The organism is Pseudomonas sp. HP_12, from assembly GCF_055283955.1.
On sequence record NZ_JBTOQG010000023.1, the window covers coordinates 334,945 to 352,228 of the forward strand.

14 protein-coding genes are annotated in these 17,284 nt (G+C 60.4%); 9 read left to right on the top strand and 5 right to left on the bottom strand.

Going from position 1 to position 17,284, the window contains the following annotated elements; translation table 11 throughout:
- The first annotated feature begins 72 nt into the window (after positions 1–72).
- Positions 73–1,563 carry a helicase HerA-like domain-containing protein gene (locus ACYASU_RS16845; protein ID WP_463583433.1) on the top strand — a complete coding sequence of 497 codons (1,491 nt, stop codon included), beginning with the start codon at positions 73–75 and terminating at the stop codon, positions 1,561–1,563.
- Between the two features lie 60 nt (positions 1,564–1,623).
- Here ACYASU_RS16845 and ACYASU_RS16850 read toward each other — a convergent pair whose 3' ends face one another.
- Positions 1,624–3,096 (bottom strand): inorganic phosphate transporter, encoded by a 1,473-nt coding sequence (locus ACYASU_RS16850; RefSeq protein WP_192171698.1) that lies wholly within the window; start codon positions 3,094–3,096, stop codon positions 1,624–1,626.
- Between the two features lie 244 nt (positions 3,097–3,340).
- Entirely contained in the window at positions 3,341–3,538 is a 198-nt protein-coding gene (locus tag ACYASU_RS16855) for a hypothetical protein (protein WP_037014498.1), read from the bottom strand.
- Between the two features lie 204 nt (positions 3,539–3,742).
- On the opposite strand from ACYASU_RS16855, the gene ACYASU_RS16860 reads away from it, so the two are divergent.
- From ACYASU_RS16860 to pcaD, 7 genes are all read left to right on the top strand, one after another.
- Entirely contained in the window at positions 3,743–3,940 is a 198-nt protein-coding gene (locus tag ACYASU_RS16860; RefSeq protein ID WP_192171697.1) for a hypothetical protein, read from the top strand.
- 416 nt (positions 3,941–4,356) lie between these two features.
- A complete protein-coding gene (gene pcaR / locus ACYASU_RS16865) occupies positions 4,357–5,199 on the top strand; it encodes a pca regulon transcriptional regulator PcaR (protein ID WP_192171696.1) in 843 nt (280 codons plus the stop codon).
- A 158-nt stretch (positions 5,200–5,357) separates the two neighbouring features.
- Entirely contained in the window at positions 5,358–6,218 is an 861-nt protein-coding gene (locus ACYASU_RS16870; protein WP_463583434.1) for a CoA transferase subunit A, read from the top strand.
- Positions 6,215–6,994, top strand: a complete 780-nt coding sequence (locus ACYASU_RS16875; RefSeq protein ID WP_463583435.1) for a CoA-transferase subunit beta — start codon at positions 6,215–6,217, stop codon at positions 6,992–6,994. Before ACYASU_RS16870 ends, ACYASU_RS16875 begins: the two co-directional genes overlap by 4 nt.
- Entirely contained in the window at positions 6,991–8,193 is a 1,203-nt protein-coding gene (gene pcaF / locus ACYASU_RS16880) for a 3-oxoadipyl-CoA thiolase (protein WP_463583436.1), read from the top strand. Before ACYASU_RS16875 ends, pcaF begins: the two co-directional genes overlap by 4 nt.
- Before the next feature lie 169 nt (positions 8,194–8,362).
- Positions 8,363–9,652: an MFS family transporter gene (locus ACYASU_RS16885; RefSeq protein ID WP_282366046.1), complete on the top strand. Its 1,290-nt coding sequence runs from the start codon at positions 8,363–8,365 to the stop codon at positions 9,650–9,652.
- 80 nt (positions 9,653–9,732) lie between these two features.
- The gene (gene pcaD, locus ACYASU_RS16890) at positions 9,733–10,521 is read left to right on the top strand and encodes a 3-oxoadipate enol-lactonase (protein WP_463583437.1); all 789 of its coding nucleotides are present in this window, start codon (positions 9,733–9,735) and stop codon (positions 10,519–10,521) included.
- An 83-nt stretch (positions 10,522–10,604) separates the two neighbouring features.
- Here the strand turns inward: pcaD and ACYASU_RS16895 are convergent, their stop codons facing one another.
- The 3 genes from ACYASU_RS16895 to ACYASU_RS16905 are packed head-to-tail and all read right to left on the bottom strand — an operon-like array spanning position 10,605 to position 16,366.
- Positions 10,605–12,071 carry an AdeC/AdeK/OprM family multidrug efflux complex outer membrane factor gene (locus ACYASU_RS16895; RefSeq protein WP_463583438.1) on the bottom strand — a complete coding sequence of 489 codons (1,467 nt, stop codon included), beginning with the start codon at positions 12,069–12,071 and terminating at the stop codon, positions 10,605–10,607.
- A complete protein-coding gene (locus ACYASU_RS16900) occupies positions 12,068–15,202 on the bottom strand; it encodes an efflux RND transporter permease subunit (RefSeq protein WP_192171689.1) in 3,135 nt (1,044 codons plus the stop codon). The genes ACYASU_RS16895 and ACYASU_RS16900 overlap by 4 nt, the downstream gene beginning before the upstream one ends.
- A gap of 3 nt (positions 15,203–15,205) precedes the next feature.
- Positions 15,206–16,366, bottom strand: coding sequence for an efflux RND transporter periplasmic adaptor subunit (locus ACYASU_RS16905; RefSeq protein ID WP_463583439.1), 1,161 nt, complete (start codon positions 16,364–16,366; stop codon positions 15,206–15,208).
- Between the two features lie 256 nt (positions 16,367–16,622).
- On the opposite strand from ACYASU_RS16905, the gene ACYASU_RS16910 reads away from it, so the two are divergent.
- On the top strand, positions 16,623–17,267 hold the full coding sequence (locus ACYASU_RS16910; RefSeq protein ID WP_463583440.1) for a TetR family transcriptional regulator: 645 nt from the start codon (positions 16,623–16,625) through the stop codon (positions 17,265–17,267).
- Positions 17,268–17,284: the final 17 nt, after the last annotated feature.

Consider the following 17,284-nt stretch of genomic DNA (forward strand, 5'->3'; position numbering starts at 1 on the left):
GGCGGTGCCGGTCCAATTGGGCTGTCGCCGCAGTCCCCTCGGAAATATCGAATGCAACGCTTGGGTGAACGGATGCCTGACTCACAACAGATTCTTATTGGTGCTGACCTGAAGGGCCAGCCGATCGGACAGGCGATGCGTCTGGCCAACCGTCACGGGCTGGTGGCCGGCGCGACGGGCACCGGGAAAACCGTCACCTTGCAGCGCTTGGCGGAAGTGTTCAGCGACGCTGGCGTGGCCGTGTTCGCGGCGGACATCAAGGGTGATCTCTGCGGGCTCGGCGCCCCGGGCAACCCTCAAGGCAAGATCGCCGAGCGCATCGCCGGCATGCCCTGGTTGCACCATAAACCTCAGGGCTATCCGGTGACACTGTGGGACGTGCACGGTGAAACGGGCCATCCGTTGCGCACAACCGTGTCGGAAATGGGCCCGCTGCTGCTGGGAAGTTTGCTGGAATTGACGGACAGCCAACAATCGGCGCTGTACGCCGCGTTCAAGGTGGCGGATCGGGAAGGGCTGTTGTTGCTGGACATCAAGGACCTCAAGGCGCTGCTCAATCATTTGCGCGACAACCCCGAAGTCCTCGGCGACGACAGCGCGTTGATGGCCACGGGGTCGAGTCAGGCGCTGCTGCGTCGGCTGGCGATCCTTGAACAGCAAGGCGCCGAGGCCTTGTTCGGCGAGCCGGCGCTGCAACTGGAAGACATCTTGCACCCCGCGAGCGATGGCCGCGGGCAGATTCATCTGCTGGACGCCAGCCGGTTGGTGCACGAGTCGCCGAAGGTCTACGCCACTTTCCTGCTGTGGCTCCTGGCCGAGCTGTTCGAGCAATTGCCTGAGCGCGGCGATGCCGATAAACCGTTGCTGGCGCTGTTCTTCGACGAAGCGCATTTGCTGTTCACAGATACGCCGAAGGCGCTGCAGGAGCGGCTGGAGCAAGTGGTGCGGCTGATTCGCTCGAAAGGCGTCGGCGTGTATTTCGTCACTCAGTCGCCGGGGGATCTGCCGGACTCCGTTCTGGCGCAGCTCGGTTTGCGCATTCAGCATGGCCTGCGCGCGTTCACCAGCAAGGAGCAACGATCGCTGAAAGCCGTTGCGGACGGGTTTCGCCCCAATCCCGAGTTCGACGCGCTCTCGGTGCTGACCGAGTTGGGCATCGGTGAGGCGCTGGTGGGCACGCTGCAGGACAAGGGCACGCCTGAAATCGTCCAGCGTGTGTTGGTCGCGCCGCCGCAATCGCGCATCGGGCCGTTGACCCAGGCTGAGCGCGACACGCTGATCGCACGGTCGCCACTGGCCGGTCGCTACGACAAACCCGTGGATCGCGAATCGGCTTACGAAATGCTCCTGGCGCGCAAGGGCGCCCCGGCGGATCCTGCGCAGAAGCCCGCCGCTGAGGAGAAGTCAGAAGGCGGCTTTGCCGACATGGCCGGTGGTTTTCTGGGCGGGCTGGCGGGGCAGGCGGTCAAGAGTGCGATGCGCCAGGCCGCTACCCAGATCGGTCGCGAACTGGTGCGCGGGTTGATGGGATCGTTACTGGGCGGCAGCAAGAAACGCCGCTAGAGCACCCACAAAAAAGCCCATTCAATGAATGGGCTTTTCAGGTCAGGCGGTGCAGTCAGGTCAGGCCAGCGCTTTGGACGCCAACCAGAACAACCCTGCCGACAGCGCGACCGTGGCGGGCAGGGTCAACACCCATGCCAGCAGAATGTTGCGAACCGTGCCGCCCTGCAGACCGCTCTTGTTCGCCACCATGGTCCCGGCCACGCCGGACGACAGGATGTGAGTCGTTGAAACAGGCAGGCTGAACACGTTGGCCAGCGCAATGGCGCTCGCGGTGGTGATCTGCGCGGACATGCCCTGAGCGTAGGTCATGCCTTGCTTCCCGATCTTCTCACCGATGGTCAGCACGACGCGTTTCCAGCCGACCATGGTGCCAATACCCAGCGCCAGTGCAACGGCGAAGATGACCCAGAACGGCGCGTACTCAGTGGTCGCGGTCAGGTCCTTGCGCAGCTTCTCCAGATCCGATTTTTCACGGGCATCCAGCGCAGGCAGCTTGCCGACTTTGCGTGCCGTGTCGTCCAGGCACAGCAGGTAGCGACGCACTTCGATCCGACGCTCCGGTGCGAGGGTGTGGTAGTCGTTGACGCCCTTGAGGTTGTTCAGCAGAGCATCAATGGTCGGCTCGGTTTGCTCAGGGTTGCAGCTGAAACGCTCGGGCAAGTCGCCCGCCGCCGATTTGCCCAGCGCCAGATACTCGCCCAGTGTCGCGTTGTTGCGCTGATAAAACTGGCTCAGGTGCTGGGTCGCGTCGCGGGTGCGTTCGATCTGATAAGTCGTGGTGCTCAGGTCCAGCACGAACTGCGCCGGGACGATACCGATGAGCACCAGCATGATCAGGCCGATGCCTTTCTGACCATCGTTGGAGCCGTGCACAAAACTCACTGCCATCGCCGAAATCACCAGAACCAGGCGATTCCAGAAAGGAGGGTGTTTTTTGTCATCGAGCTTGCGGCGTTGTTCCGGCGTCTTGTGCATCTTGGAGAGGGGGCGCCAGGCTTTCAGCGCCAACAGGACCAGACCCGCCACGATGAAACCGGCCAGTGGCGAGAACACCAGCGAGGCGCCGATATCGATCGCTTTCTGCCAGTTCACGCCTTCGCCCAGCGGGATGTTATTGATCAGCGCGTTGGCCAGGCCTACACCCAGAATCGAACCGATCAATGTATGGGAGCTGGACGCCGGGATGCCGAAATACCAGGTGCCGAGGTTCCAGGTGATGGCCGCAGCCAGCAGCGAGAACACCATCGCCAGACCATGACCGGTGTTGACGTTGATCAACAACTCGACCGGCAGCAGATGGACGATGGCATACGCCACGCCGACCCCACCCAGGAGCACCCCGAGGAAATTGAACACGCCCGAGAAAAATACTGCCAGATGGGGCGGCATGGCCTTGGTGTAAATGACTGTCGCCACCGCGTTGGCGGTGTCATGAAAGCCGTTGATGAACTCGAAGGTGAGGACAAACGCAAGGGCGAGCAACAAGCTCACAATTACCCAAGCATCCAGTCCGCTGAATAGATCGATCATGGAAGGTTTTCTGACCCGGTCTTAAGGGGGCGGGATTATGACAGAAAAAAAACTGCGCGATAGGCGCGCCGCTCATTGGTAGCAGCCTGCAACGAAATTTCTGTCCCGCCTGCCCGTCGACTTCCTGCCGGGAAAGAAAGTGCGAAGCACCCCTGAACCCTGGACGAGTCTGTAAAACCTGGCCTTCAACGCGATGAATACGCTTGCCGTCAGCTGTTTGAGTCAGCGACAGGCAAGCGGCGGCTCATGGCTCTTCCTTGAGTTCTTCTTCCATCTTTTGCAGCTCTTGCTTGAACGCCTGGTCAAGCAGGCTGGCCCGTTTGCGCCACGGCTTGCGCTCTGGTTCGGGCTGGGCGGCGTATGTTGTCACTTCGCCGCCGTAAACTTCCTTGTAACGTTGTTCCTGGCGCTCTAATTCTGCGCGCAGTTCATCTTTGGTCACGTTAATACCTGATCGGGTCGAGTTTAATCCGGTGATGACGCCGAGTCTGAAAGTGTCGGACCTGACGATCGCAATGTATCGGATCAGGAATAACCATCGGGCAGGGACGCTGCGCCAAGACGATTCACACTTCAACCAAGGGCGGCTACGTGCACCGGAATGACAAAACTGTCGTAGCAACATTCTTTATTGATTGCCTGCAGGATGGCTGATGACCAAGGTATTGGCCTGCCGTCGCTGAACATTGCGATCGAGTCGAACAATGTCTGCGTGTGTTTGGATCCATGCCAGATGGGGCGAGGATTTAAACACGCGATAGCGTTATTGGGCTTCAATGACGGCCACTATCGCGAAGATGCGCAGGCGAGTCAACTGTCGAGACTGTCGCAGCCGGACAACTGAGGATTTATACCTTTTTTATGTACGAAGGTTCCTAAGTTGGACAGTCTGATTTATGACGCAACTTGGCGAGTCAAATGTTTAACGCCGCAGGCAGTTTTCTGGCGACGTAAAATTCTCGGCTTATGACCGTGCGGACAATGATGTGTATTTAAACGGTTACACATAAATGGGGAGGGCAGAGACAAAAACGGCCTTGGGTTAGCAAGACCGTGCCTGGGACTTCTCAGTGGGTACCTGACCAGTAATCCAAAGAAGCCTCATATGGCATGTGAAAGGTATAAGCAACTGGGCAGCCGGTCAATTGCGATTATCGCCCACTCGTTCGATAATCGCCCAAAGCTGGCTTGCCGTGGGCTTCAAAAACGGCGAGAGTGGCGTTCTACAAGGCTTTCGCGGCCACGACGAACGGTGCCAGCATGAACGATCAATTGCGTAATTCTTTCACGTCACTTGCGCCGCCGATTGTTGCGTCTCCTGCTAAAAGGATTCAGGCGCTCACGGGCGATCCTGACTTCATGACCTCTCTGGCGCGAGGGTTGGCCGTCATTCACGCGTTCCAGGAACGCAAGCGGCACCTGACCATCGCGCAGATCAGCCATCGCACCGAAATCCCCAGGGCGGCGGTTCGTCGTTGCCTGCATACATTGATCAAGTTGGGCTACGCCACCACTGACGGGCGCACTTACTCGCTGCTGCCTAAAGTGCTGACGCTTGGCCATGCCTATTTGTCCTCGACCCCCCTGGCGGTTTCGTCACAGCCCTATCTCGACCGCATGAGTGACCAACTGCACGAGGCCTGCAATATGGCCACGCTGGAAGGCGATGACATTCTTTATATAGCCCGCTCCGCGACGACCCAGCGATTGATCTCCGTGGACCTGGCGGTGGGCGGACGTTTGCCGGCGTATTGCACCTCTATGGGCCGGATTCTGCTGGCGGCGCTGGACGATGTGTCGTTGCGGGAATACCTCGACCACGTCGATCTGCAACCCAAAACCAGCCGCACCTTACGCACCCCGGAAGCCTTGCTCGAATGCCTGCAGCAAGTGCGGCAACAGGGCTGGTGCATTGTCGATCAGGAACTGGAGCAGGGTTTGCGTTCAATCGCCGTGCCGGTCTACGACGCATCGGGTCAGGTACTCGCGGCGCTGAATGTCAGCACCAGTGCGGGTCGGGTGGCGCGCAATGATCTGGAGCAGAAGTTTCTGCCAATCATGCTGAATGCCAGCCGTGACCTGAGCACGCAGCTGTTTACCTGACCCAGCCTGTTGAACCCATGAGCTGCCCGTCACTCTCCGTTCGGTGATCGAACACTTAGTCGGTTATCGGATTGTTCCAGCCCGTGCCCAGGCATAACCTCATTCTCAACGCCACGCCTTAAATGGCGGGGCAAACGAGTGTGAACCTGGAGCACCCCATGGCTGCAATTCTTTCCCTTCACGAGGCTGTGAAGCAGTTCGTCAACGATGGCGACATTGTTGCACTGGAAGGCTTCACCCACCTGATTCCTACAGCAGCGGGACATGAGCTCATTCGTCAGAAGAAGAAAGATCTGACCATGGTGCGCATGACCCCTGACTTGATCTATGACCAATTGATCGGCGCAGGCTGTGCAAAACGGCTGATTTTCTCGTGGGGCGGTAATCCCGGCGTCGGCTCTCTGCACAGGCTTCGCGATGCCGTCGAACGGCAATGGCCGCAGCCTATGGAGATTGAAGAACACAGCCACGCCGACCTCGCCAATGCCTATGTGGCGGGCGCATCCGGGCTGCCGTTCGCGGTGCTGCGGGCGTATGCCGGTTCGGACCTGCCCAAGGTCAACCCGCTGATCAAGTCGGTCACTTGCCCGTTCACCGGAGAAGTACTGGCGGCGGTGCCGGCAGTACGCCCCGATGTGACGGTGATCCACGCGCAGAGAGCCGACCGTAAAGGCAACGTGCTGCTATGGGGCATTCTTGGGGTTCAGAAAGAAGCGGCGTTGGCGGCCAAGCGCTGCATTGTCACGGTCGAGGAAATTGTCGATGACCTCAAGGCACCGATGAACGCCTGCGTACTGCCCACCTGGGCGCTGAGTGCGGTTTGCGTCGTGCCAGGCGGAGCGCATCCTTCCTACGCCCTCGGCTACTACGAGCGCGACAACCGTTTCTATCAGGCGTGGGACGCCATCGCCCGCGACCGTGAGGCCTTTACCGCCTGGATCGACGAATACATCCATGGCACCCGTGACTTCAGTGAGTTCAAGAACAAGCTGGCCCACGCGGCGGAGGCTCACCAATGACTTATTCCACCAACGAAATGATGACCGTCGCCGCCGCGCGCCGGTTGAAAAACGGCGCCGTGTGCTTTGTCGGCATCGGTCTGCCCTCGAAAGCCGCCAATCTGGCGCGCCTCACTTCCTCGCCCGACGTGGTGCTGATTTACGAATCAGGGCCGATCGGCGCCAAGCCTGACGTGCTGCCACTGTCCATCGGTGACGGCGAACTGGCGGAAACCGCTGATACCGTGGTGTCCACCAGTGAGATCTTCCGTTACTGGCTGCAGGGCGGGCGGGTCGATGTCGGGTTTCTCGGCGCGGCTCAGGTCGACCGGTTCGGCAACATCAACACCACGGTGGTCGGCGATTATCACCAGCCGAAAGTACGCCTGCCGGGTGCCGGAGGCGCGCCGGAAATTGCCGGGTCGGCCAAAGAAGTGCTGATCATCCTCAAGCAATCGCCACGGACCTTCGTCAACAAGCTGGACTTCCTGACCTCGGTGGGCCACGGCGAAGGCGGCGACTCCCGCAAGCGCCTCGGCCTGCCGGGCGCCGGGCCGGTCGGCATCATCACTGACATGTGCATCATGGAACCGGAAGCGGGCACTCACGAATTCGTCGTGACCACGCTGCACCCCGGCGTGACCCGCGAGCAGGTGATCGCCGCCACCGGTTGGGACGTGCGTTTTGCCGACACCGTGAAGACTTCCGATGCACCCAGCGAGTACGAACTGACCGCGCTGCGCGATCTGGAAGCGCGAACCGCTGCGGCCCATGGCCAGGCGCCGGGAGAAGCATGATGCGTGACGTTTTTATCTGCGATGCGATTCGCACCCCCATCGGCCGTTTTGGCGGCGGCCTGGCGACCGTTCGAGCGGATGATCTGGCAGCACTGCCGATCAAGGCCCTGATGGCGCGCAACCCGTCTGTCAATTGGGATGAGCTGGACGAAGTGTTTCTCGGCTGCGCCAATCAGGCCGGGGAGGACAACCGCAACGTCGCGCGCATGGCCGCGCTGTTGGCGGGTCTGCCGACCAGCGTGCCGGGCGTGACCCTCAATCGCTTGTGTGCTTCCGGCCTGGACGCGGTGGGTTCTGCGTTCCGCGCCATTGCCTGCGGTGAGATGGAGCTGGCCATTGCCGGCGGCGTCGAGTCCATGTCCCGCGCCCCTTTTGTGATGGGCAAGGCCGACACGGCATTCGGCCGCGGCCAGAAGCTGGAAGACACCACTTTGGGCTGGCGTTTCGTCAACCCGCACATGAAAGACCAGTACGGCGTTGAGACCATGCCGCAGACCGGCGATAACGTCGCTGAGGATTTCGGCATATCCCGGGAGGATCAGGACGCCTTTGCTCTGCGCAGCCAGCAGCGTACAGCGGCGGCTCAGGCTTCGGGCTTCTTCGCTGAGGAGATCGTGCCCGTGCGCGTCGCCCACAAAAAGGGCGAGGCCGTCGTCGACACCGACGAGCACCCCCGTGCCGACACCAGCCGTGAAGCGCTCGCCAAGCTCAAGCCGGTCAACGGGGCTGGCAAAACCGTCACAGCGGGCAACGCGGCAGGCCTGAACGACGGCGCGGCGGCGATGATTCTGGCGTCCGCCGACGCCGTCAAGAAACACGGCCTCACGCCGCGCGCTCGCGTACTGGGGATGGCCAGCGCTGGCGTTGAGCCTCGCGTCATGGGCATTGGCCCGGTCCCGGCGGTACGCAAGCTGGTGGCACGGCTGGGTCTGGCGGTCAGTGATTTCGACGTCATCGAGCTCAACGAAGCGTTTGCCAGCCAGGGCCTGGCGGTCTTGCGTGAATTGGGCATTGCTGACGATTCACCCAAGGTGAACCCAAACGGCGGCTCGATTTCGCTGGGGCATCCGCTGGGCATGAGCGGCGCGCGGCTGGTGTTGACGGCGTTGCATCAACTGGAGAAAACCGGCGGCAGCAAAGCGCTCGCCACGATGTGCGTCGGCGTGGGGCAGGGGCTGGCCCTCGCAATAGAGCGCTAGACGACATTTTTGCAACTCAGCCACCCGAGTCATCGCTTGCCTCCGCGAAAGGGGCAACTTGCTGACTCGGGTGGTTGTCCTTGTGATGTCGAAACGTTACTGCTTAAGTCTAAATGTTGCAGGTTATGTCTTAGACTGGCTGACCTTACTAACACCTGGGGAGATAATAATGACAACGACTCACTACACCGGAGAAGAGCGGCGCAAGCGGATCTTCGCAATTGTGGGCGCCTCATCGGGCAACCTCGTCGAATGGTTCGACTTCTACGTCTACGCCTTCTGCGCCATCTATTTCGCGCCTGCATTCTTTCCTTCCGATGACCCGACCGTTCAGTTGCTCAACACCGCGGGCGTCTTCGCCGCAGGCTTTCTGATGCGTCCCATCGGCGGCTGGCTGTTCGGTCGCGTGGCCGACAAGCACGGCCGCAAAAACTCGATGATGATTTCCGTGCTGATGATGTGCGCCGGCTCGCTGGTCATTGCCTGTCTACCCACTTACGCGTCGATCGGTGCCTGGGCGCCGTTTCTGTTGTTGATGGCGCGCCTGTTCCAGGGCCTGTCGGTGGGTGGTGAGTACGGCACCACCGCCACGTACATGAGCGAAGTCGCGTTGCGGGGGCAGCGCGGGTTTTTCGCTTCATTTCAGTACGTGACGCTGATTGGCGGCCAGCTGTTGGCCGTGCTGACCGTGGTCATCCTGCAGCAGTTTCTCAGTGCCGATGAGCTGAAAGCCTACGGCTGGCGGATTCCATTCGTGGTCGGTGCGGTCGCGGCGGTGATCTCGCTGGTGCTGCGCCGGTCGCTGAAAGAGACCACCACCGCCGAAGTGCGTCAGAACAAGGACGCGGGCAGCATGTCTGCGCTGTTCCGCGATCACAAAGCGGCGTTCATCACCGTGCTGGGCTATACCGCCGGCGGCTCGCTGATTTTCTACACCTTCACCACGTACATGCAGAAATACCTGGTCAACACCGTGCACATGGATGCCAAGGTCGCGAGCTACATCATGACCGGCGCGCTGTTCCTGTACATGTGCATGCAGCCGGTGTTCGGAATGCTCGCTGACAAGATCGGTCGCCGCGCCTCGATGCTGTGGTTCGGCGGGCTGGGCACCCTGTGCACGGTGCCGCTGCTGCTGACGTTGAAAACCACTACCAGCCCGGTCATCGCGTTCGTGCTGATCACCCTGGCATTGGCCATCGTCAGTTTCTACACCTCGATCAGCGGTCTGGTGAAAGCCGAGATGTTTCCGGTGCAGGTTCGTGCGCTGGGCGTCGGTCTGGCCTATGCCGTGGCCAACGCTATTTTCGGTGGCTCCGCTGAATACGTAGCTTTGGGCCTTAAGAACATGGGCATGGAAAACACCTTCTACTGGTATGTCACCGCGATGATGGCGATTGCTTTCCTGTTCAGCCTGCGGTTGCCGAAGAAGCCGGCTTACCTGCACGAAGATCATTGATCTTGAGGCGCGCGTCCTTGCAGGGCGCGTGCTGTATTAGTTGATCACACTCATTCCACGTGTTTCACGGAGCGACTGCCATGGCGTTCGTACAACTCGAAGACGGTGAGCTGCATTATCAAATTGATGGCCCGGTGGAAGCGCCGGTGCTGGTGCTGTCCAACTCGTTGGGCACCGACCTGCACATGTGGGACGCGCAGATTCCGGCGCTGAGCAAGTCATTCCGCGTCGTGCGTTACGACACCCGCGGCCACGGTCAGTCCCTTGTCACCCAAGGGCCTTACACCCTTTCTCAACTGGGGCGAGACGTGCTGGCGCTGCTTGATGCGTTGAAGATCGACCGCGCGCATTTCTGCGGATTGTCCATGGGTGGCCTGATCGGTCAGTGGCTGGGCATTCATGCCAACGATCGGCTGCACAAGCTGGTGCTGTGCAACACCGCCGCGAAGATCGGCGATACGGAAACGTGGGCGCCGCGCATCGCCCAGGTGGAGAAGGGCGGTGAGCGGGCAATGAAGGAAATGGGCGCCGGCGCGGTTGGGCGTTGGTTCACCCCTGACTTTGCCAGCCAGCACGCCGACAAGGTCACGCCCGTCACCGACGTGCTGGCGGCGACTTCTCCGCTGGGTTACGCCGCCTGCTGCGCGGCCGTTCGGGATGCCGATCTACGCAAGCAAGTCAGTTCGATCACCGTGCCCACGCTGATCATCTGCGGCAGCCATGACGCCGTCACCACCGTGGCGGACGGGCATTATCTGCAGAACCACATCCACGGCAGCGAACTCTCCGACTATTACGCGGCGCACCTGTCCAGCGTCGAGCTGGGTGAAGTCTTTGCTCTGCGCGTGACGGAGTTTTTGTTGGCCTAACCGCCGTGGTCTTTGCTTGCAACAGCCTGGAAAACGGTCAAAAAAAAACCCACCAATCGGTGGGTTTTTTCATGCACGTCGTATCAGAACAAGCGGGTAGACGGCACATCGCCCGCGGTGGGCTGACGCTCGCCGGTCGGGGTCTGTTCGTACCAGCCGCCACCCAGCGCGCGGTACAGATTGACCTCGCTGTTGAGCTGGGACAGGCGATCGGTGATCAACGACTGTTGCGCGCTGAACAACTGACGCTGGGCGTCGAGGAAGGTCAGGTTGCTGTCGATCCCGATGCGATAGCGTCGCTCGGCCAGACGATAGTAGTCCTGGTTGGCGTTGACGAAGTCGGTCTGCGCCTTGAGCTGATCGGTGTAGGTCTTGCGTGCGGCCAGACCGTCGGAGACTTCCTGGAACGCCGTCTGAATCGCCTTCTCGTAGTTGGCGACGCCAATGTCTTTCTGGATCTTCGAGTAGTCGAGGCTTGCGCGCAGACTGCCCGCGTTGAAGATCGGCAGATTGATCGTGGGCTCGAACAGCCACGTCCCCGAACCGCCTTTGAACAGACCGCTCAGATCGCCGCTCGCCGTACCGGCACTGGCCGTGAGGCTGATGCTTGGGAAGAACGCGGCACGTGCCGCGCCGATGTTGGCGTTGGCGGCTTTCAGGCTGTATTCGGCCTGAAGAATGTCCGGACGACGCTGCAGCAATTCCGACGGCAGACCCGCTGGCATTTCATTGAGCATGTCAGCGCTCAACGGTTTCGAGGCGGGCAGGTTGGCCGGCAGACTGGTGCCCAACAGCAGCACCAGATTGTTCTCGTCCTGGGCGACCAGCCGCTGATACTGGGCCAGCTTGACGCGGGCGCTCTCGACGGAGGTGCGCGATTGCGCCAGATCCAGCGCCGAGGCCACACCCACTTCGCTGCTGCGAGAGGTCAGGCGCAAGCTTTCTTCGAAGGCGCCCAACGTGTCTTGGGTCAGCTTCAACAGCTCTTTGTCCGCTTCCCACGTCAGATAGGCGTTGGCGACGTTGGCGACCAGACTGATCTGCGTGCTGCGACGGCCTTCTTCACCGGCGAAGTAAGTCTGCAGCGCCTGCTCACTGAGGCTGCGTACCCGGCCGAACAGATCCAGTTCATAGGAACTGATGCCCAGACCCACCGAATACTGACTGGTGATACCGGACTCGCCCGTTTGCGACAGGTCGCCCGGCACGCGCTGACGCGTGCCGGTGCCCGACGCTGCCACGGCCGGGAACAGATCCGCACGTTGAATGCGGTACTGCGCGCGGTAAGCGTCGATGTTCAGCGCGGCGACGCGCAGGTCACGGTTGTTCTGCAGCGACGTCTGAATCAGTTGCTGCAGCGCCGGGTCATGGAAAAACTGACGCCAGCCTTGCTCGGCCGCCGCCTGATTCGCCGCCTGGGCCGGCGAATAGGCCGGACCTTGCGGGAACTGAGCCGGCACCGGTGCGGCGGGCTGCTTGTATTCGGGGATCAACGAGCAGCCGCCGAGAATGAACGCGGTGACCGCCAGCGAGATCAGGGACTTGCTCATTGGCCAGCCTCATCGTGTGGAGTGTGTTTCTGTTTGCCTTTGAACATCGAGGATATCGAAACGAAGAACAACGGTACCCAGAAGATCGCCAGAATAACCGCGGTGATCATACCGCCGATTACGCCTGTACCGATCGAATGCTGGCTACCGGCACCGGCGCCCGAGGAAATCGCCAGCGGGACCACACCGAGGATGAACGCCATGGACGTCATTACGATGGGCCGCAGACGCATCCGGCAGGCTTCGATGGTTGCATCGACGATGCCCTTGCCCTGCTCATGCAGCTCCTTGGCGAACTCGACGATCAGAATGGCGTTTTTCGCCGCCAGACCCACCGTCACCAAGAGACCTACCTGGAAGAACACGTCGTTGGAAAGGCCGCGCAGGCTCGTCGCGATCAGCGCACCGATAACCCCAAGCGGGATGACCAGCAACACCGCGATCGGAATCGACCAGCTTTCATACAGCGCCGCCAGACACAGGAACACGATCAGAATGGACAGTGCGTACAGCGCGGGCGCCTGAGAACCGGACAGACGCTCTTCATAGGACAGACCCGTCCAGGAAAGACCCACGCCGGCCGGCAACTTCTTCGCCAATTGCTCGACCTCGGCCATCGCCTCACCGGTGCTGTAACCCGGCGCCGGAGTACCCAGTACTTCCTCGGCCGGTACACCGTTGTAACGGGACAGCTTCGGCGAACCGAACACCCACTCGCCGGTGGCGAACGAGGCAAACGGCACCATCTCGCCAGCGGTGTTGCGCACGTACCACTTCTTCAAGTCTTCCGGCTTCATCCGCGCACTGGCATCGCCCTGCACGTACACCTTCTTGACCCGACCGCGGTCGATGAAGTCGTTGACGTAGTTGCCACCCATGGCGATGGACAGCGTGGTGTTGATGTCCGACAGGCTCAGGCCCAGGGCCTGCGCACGCTCGTCATCGATAACCAGTTGGTATTGCGGCTCATCGTTAAGACCGTTCGGACGCACGCCCGCCAGAATCTTGCTCTGTGCCGCCATGCCCAACAGCTGGTTACGCGCTTCCATCAGCTTGGCGTGACCCACGCCGCCCTGATCCTGCAAGTACACGTCGAAACCGGTGGCGTTACCCAGTTCCAGTACCGCAGGCGGTACGACCGCAAAGGTCATTGCGTCACGGAAGCCAAAGAAGTGCTGCTGCGCCCGTTTGGCCAGTTCGAAGACGCTGTTGGAGGCATCACGATCGCCCCACGGTTTCAGCATGATGAACGCCAGACCGGAGCTCTGACCGCGACCGGCAAAGTTGAAGCCGTTAACGGTGAACACCGAGTTGACCGCGCCGGATTCCTCTTCCAGCAGGTACTTGCGCATGTTGTCGATGACGGTCTGCGTACGTTCTGCCGAGGAGCCCGGTGGTGTCTGCACCTGGGCAAAGATGACGCCCTGGTCTTCTTCCGGCAGGAACGCGCTCGGAATGCGGGTGAACATCCAGATGGTGCCGCAGACGATCAGCGCGTAAACGATGAAGGCCGGAATCTTGTGCTTGAGCATGTTGCCGACACCGCGCTCATAGCTCACTACGCTGCGGTCGAAGGTGCGGTTGAACCAGCCAAAGAATCCACGTTTCGGCTGCCCGTGCTTCTCGTGATCGATCGGCTTGAGCAGCGTGGAGCACAACGCTGGAGTGAAGATCAGCGCGACCAGGACCGAAAGCGCCATCGCCGACACGATGGTGATCGAGAACTGCCGGTAGATCACACCCGTGGAGCCGCCGAAGAACGCCATTGGCAACAGAACCGCACACAATACGAGTGCGATACCGACCAGCGCGCCCTGGATCTGCTCCATGGATTTGATCGTGGCGTCCCGCGGCGAAAGTTTGTCCTCCGCCATCACCCGCTCGACGTTTTCCACCACAACGATGGCATCGTCCACCAGCAAGCCGATGGCAAGGATCACCCCGAACATGGTCAGCGTATTGATGGTGAAACCGGCGGCAGCGAGGATCCCGAACGTACCGAGCAATACCACCGGCACGGTCATCGTGGTGATGATGGTGGCGCGGAAGTTCTGCAGGAACAGGTACATCACCAGGAACACCAGGATGATCGCTTCACCCAGGGTGTGAACCACACCGGTGATGGATTCCTGAACCACTGGCGTGGTGTCGTACGGGTAAACCACTTTCATGCCAGGCGGAAAGAACGGCTCCAGCTGCGAAATGGTGGCGCGAATCGCCTTGGCGGTGTCCAGCGCGTTGGCGCCGGTCGCCAGCTTGATCGCCAGACCGGAAGCCGGCTTGCCGTTGAACTGCGCGTCAATGCTGTAGTTCTCGCCACCCAGACCGACTTTGCCGACGTCTTTGAGGCGAACCTGCGAACCATCCTGATTGACCTTAAGCAGAATGTTGCCGAACTGCTCGGCGGTCTGCAGACGGGTTTTACCGATGATCGTGGCATTCAGCTGCTGACCCTTGAGCGCAGGCAGACCGCCGATCTGGCCGGAAGACACCTGAACGTTCTGGGCAGTGATGGCCGTCTTGACGTCTACCGGGGTCAGCTGAAAGTTGTTCAGCTTGGCCGGATCGAGCCAGATACGCATGGCGTACTGGGCACCGAAGACCTGGAAGTCACCCACACCGGAGGTACGAGAGATCGGGTCCTGCATGTTCGAGACGATGTAGTTGGACAAGTCTTCCTTGCCCATGCTGCCGTCTTCGGACACCAGACCGACGACCATCAGGAAGTTCTTCACCGCCTTGGTCACGCGGATACCCTGTTGCTGCACTTCTTGCGGCAGCAGCGGGGTGGCCAGGTTGAGCTTGTTCTGCACCTGAACCTGAGCGATGTCCGGGTTGGTACCCTGGTTGAACGTCGCGGTGATGGTCATGCTGCCGTCGGAGTTACTTTCCGACGACACATACCGCAGGTTGTCGATGCCGTTGAGCTGCTGCTCGATCACCTGAACCACGGTGTCCTGCACGGTTTGCGCGTTGGCGCCCGGGTAGGTCACGGCGATCGCGATGGCCGGCGGCGCAATGGCCGGGTATTGGTTGATCGGTAGCTTGAGGATCGAAAGCGTCCCCACCAGCATGATCACGAGGGCAATTACCCACGCGAAAATCGGCCGGTCGATAAAAAATTTCGACATGAATTACTCCCCTTTGCTGCCTGCGGCTTTATCAGTTGCCGGGGCAGGGGCCGGGTTAGCTGCATTGACGTTGGTGGCTTCGGCCACTTTCACTTCAGCACCTTGCTTGACGTATTGCAGCCCTTCGGTAATCACGCGATCACCTGCGTTCAGGCCCTTCTCAACCAGCCAGTCGCTGCCGATGGTGCGGTTGGCAACCAGCGTGCGGGACTCGACCTTGTTATCGGCGTTCACCACCAGTGCGGTCGGTGTGCCTTTCAGGTCACGGGTGATGCCTTGCTGTGGAACCAGAATCGCGTTCTCGGCCACGCCCGATTGCAGTCGTGCATGCACGAACATGCCTGGCAGCAGCGTGTGGTCCTGGTTCTGGAACACGGCGCGCAGGGTCACGGAACCGGTGGTCTGGTCGACCGACACTTCGGAGAACTCAAGTTTGCCTTCGATCGGGTAGAGACTGCCGTCTTCGAGTACCAGCTTGACCTTGGCGGCGTTGTCGCCGGCTTTCTGCAGCCTGCCGCTTTCCAGATCGCGACGCAGCTTGAGCATTTCGGCCGAGGACTGGATCACGTCGACGTAGATCGGGTCGAGCTGCTGAATGGTGGCCATCGCATCGGCCTGACCATTGCTGACCAGCGCGCCTTCTGTCACCAGCGAGCGGCCAATACGGCCGGAGATCGGCGCGTAGACCTTGGTGTAGCGCAGGTTGATCTCTGCGGTCTGCACCGCCGCCTTCGCTTCGCGAGCCGAACCCACCGCCGTGTCGTATTCCTGACGGCTGACGGCTTGCTCGTTGATCAGCTGCTTATAGCGGCCAGCGAGAGAGTTTGAGGATTCATAGGTGGCTTTGGCGCTGTCCAGGGTGGCCTGGTAAATCGCCGGGTCGATCTGGTAGAGCTGCTGACCCGCTTTGACGTCTGCACCTTCGGTGAACAGGCGTTTGAGGATGATGCCGTTCACCTGAGGACGCACTTCGGCGATACGGAACGCGGTGGTCCGGCCGGGAAGTTCAGACGTCAGGGTGTAGGCCTGGGTTTTCAGAGTGACGACGCCGACCTGAGGGGGCGGTGGTGCTGCGGCCGCTTCTTCCTTCTTGCTGCATCCGGAGAGCAGCGATGCCAGGGCGACGGCAGTGACCAGTACGGTAACAGCTGGCTTGAATTGCATGAAGATCCTCGGGTCAGGAGCCTGAACTCATGGAAAGTGGAAAGGGGGCAGGAAAAGTATTCCAGCTAGATAAGTAGGATGCTAATGAATATACTTACATTCACGGTTGTTTGTAAACACCCGCGAGTGCGACACTCCAACGCACCGAGGGCATCGATTGTAGGTCCGGGACAAGGCATTACAAAGGCCGCCCGACGTGCTGTGCAGGCCACTCGACCAGAGCGCCTGAGGCATTTTCATTGAGGTTTTTACTGCCATGGTTCGACGCACGAAAGAAGAGGCTCAGGAAACGCGCAAGCAGATCCTCGAAGCTGCCGAGCAGGCTTTCTACGATCGAGGGGTCTCCCGCACGACGCTCGCCGACATCGCGGCCCTGGCTGGCGTGACCCGCGGCGCGATCTATTGGCATTTCAGCAATAAGGCCGATCTGGTCCAGGCCATGCTCGACAGTCTGCACGAGCCCCTCGAAGAAATGGCGAGGGCGAGCGAAAGCGAAGATGAAATTGATCCGCTGGGGTGGACGCGCAAGCTTCTCACTCATTTGTTTCAACAAGTTGCCAGCGACCCTAAAACCCGCCGCATCAATGAAATTCTGTTTCATAAATTCGAATTTACCGACGAAATGTGTGACATGCGGCAACAGCGTCAGTTTGTCTGGCTTGACGCCAACGAGCGAATTGCGCTGGCGCTCGGTAATGCTTCTCGACAAGGCCAGCTCCCCGCTGACCTGAATCCCCAACGCGCCGCGATCTGCCTGCATGCTTATGTGCACGGCATCATCGGCCAGTGGCTGTTGGTGCCCGAGAGCTTTTCGCTGCAGGACGATGCGGAGCGACTGGTCGACGGCATCCTCGACATGCTCCGCTTCAGCCCGGCGTTACGCGATATTTCGTCGAACTAAATGGCGTTTGGCCTCTA

What these genes read in the sequence shown, in the direction of transcription:
- ACYASU_RS16870 (WP_463583434.1), top strand. Translation starts at nt 5,358, where the DNA reads ATGGCTGCAATTCTTTCCCTTCACGAGGCTGTGAAGCAGTTCGTCAAC.
- ACYASU_RS16850 (WP_192171698.1), bottom strand. Translation starts at nt 3,096, where the DNA reads ATGATCGATCTATTCAGCGGACTGGATGCTTGGGTAATTGTGAGCTTG.
- pcaF (WP_463583436.1), top strand. Translation starts at nt 6,991, where the DNA reads ATGATGCGTGACGTTTTTATCTGCGATGCGATTCGCACCCCCATCGGC.
- ACYASU_RS16910 (WP_463583440.1), top strand. Translation starts at nt 16,623, where the DNA reads ATGGTTCGACGCACGAAAGAAGAGGCTCAGGAAACGCGCAAGCAGATC.
- ACYASU_RS16885 (WP_282366046.1), top strand. Translation starts at nt 8,363, where the DNA reads ATGACAACGACTCACTACACCGGAGAAGAGCGGCGCAAGCGGATCTTC.
- ACYASU_RS16900 (WP_192171689.1), bottom strand. Translation starts at nt 15,202, where the DNA reads ATGTCGAAATTTTTTATCGACCGGCCGATTTTCGCGTGGGTAATTGCC.
- pcaD (WP_463583437.1), top strand. Translation starts at nt 9,733, where the DNA reads ATGGCGTTCGTACAACTCGAAGACGGTGAGCTGCATTATCAAATTGAT.
- ACYASU_RS16875 (WP_463583435.1), top strand. Translation starts at nt 6,215, where the DNA reads ATGACTTATTCCACCAACGAAATGATGACCGTCGCCGCCGCGCGCCGG.
- ACYASU_RS16905 (WP_463583439.1), bottom strand. Translation starts at nt 16,366, where the DNA reads ATGCAATTCAAGCCAGCTGTTACCGTACTGGTCACTGCCGTCGCCCTG.
- ACYASU_RS16845 (WP_463583433.1), top strand. Translation starts at nt 73, where the DNA reads ATGCCTGACTCACAACAGATTCTTATTGGTGCTGACCTGAAGGGCCAG.
- ACYASU_RS16895 (WP_463583438.1), bottom strand. Translation starts at nt 12,071, where the DNA reads ATGAGCAAGTCCCTGATCTCGCTGGCGGTCACCGCGTTCATTCTCGGC.
- pcaR (WP_192171696.1), top strand. Translation starts at nt 4,357, where the DNA reads ATGAACGATCAATTGCGTAATTCTTTCACGTCACTTGCGCCGCCGATT.
- ACYASU_RS16860 (WP_192171697.1), top strand. Translation starts at nt 3,743, where the DNA reads ATGGCTGATGACCAAGGTATTGGCCTGCCGTCGCTGAACATTGCGATC.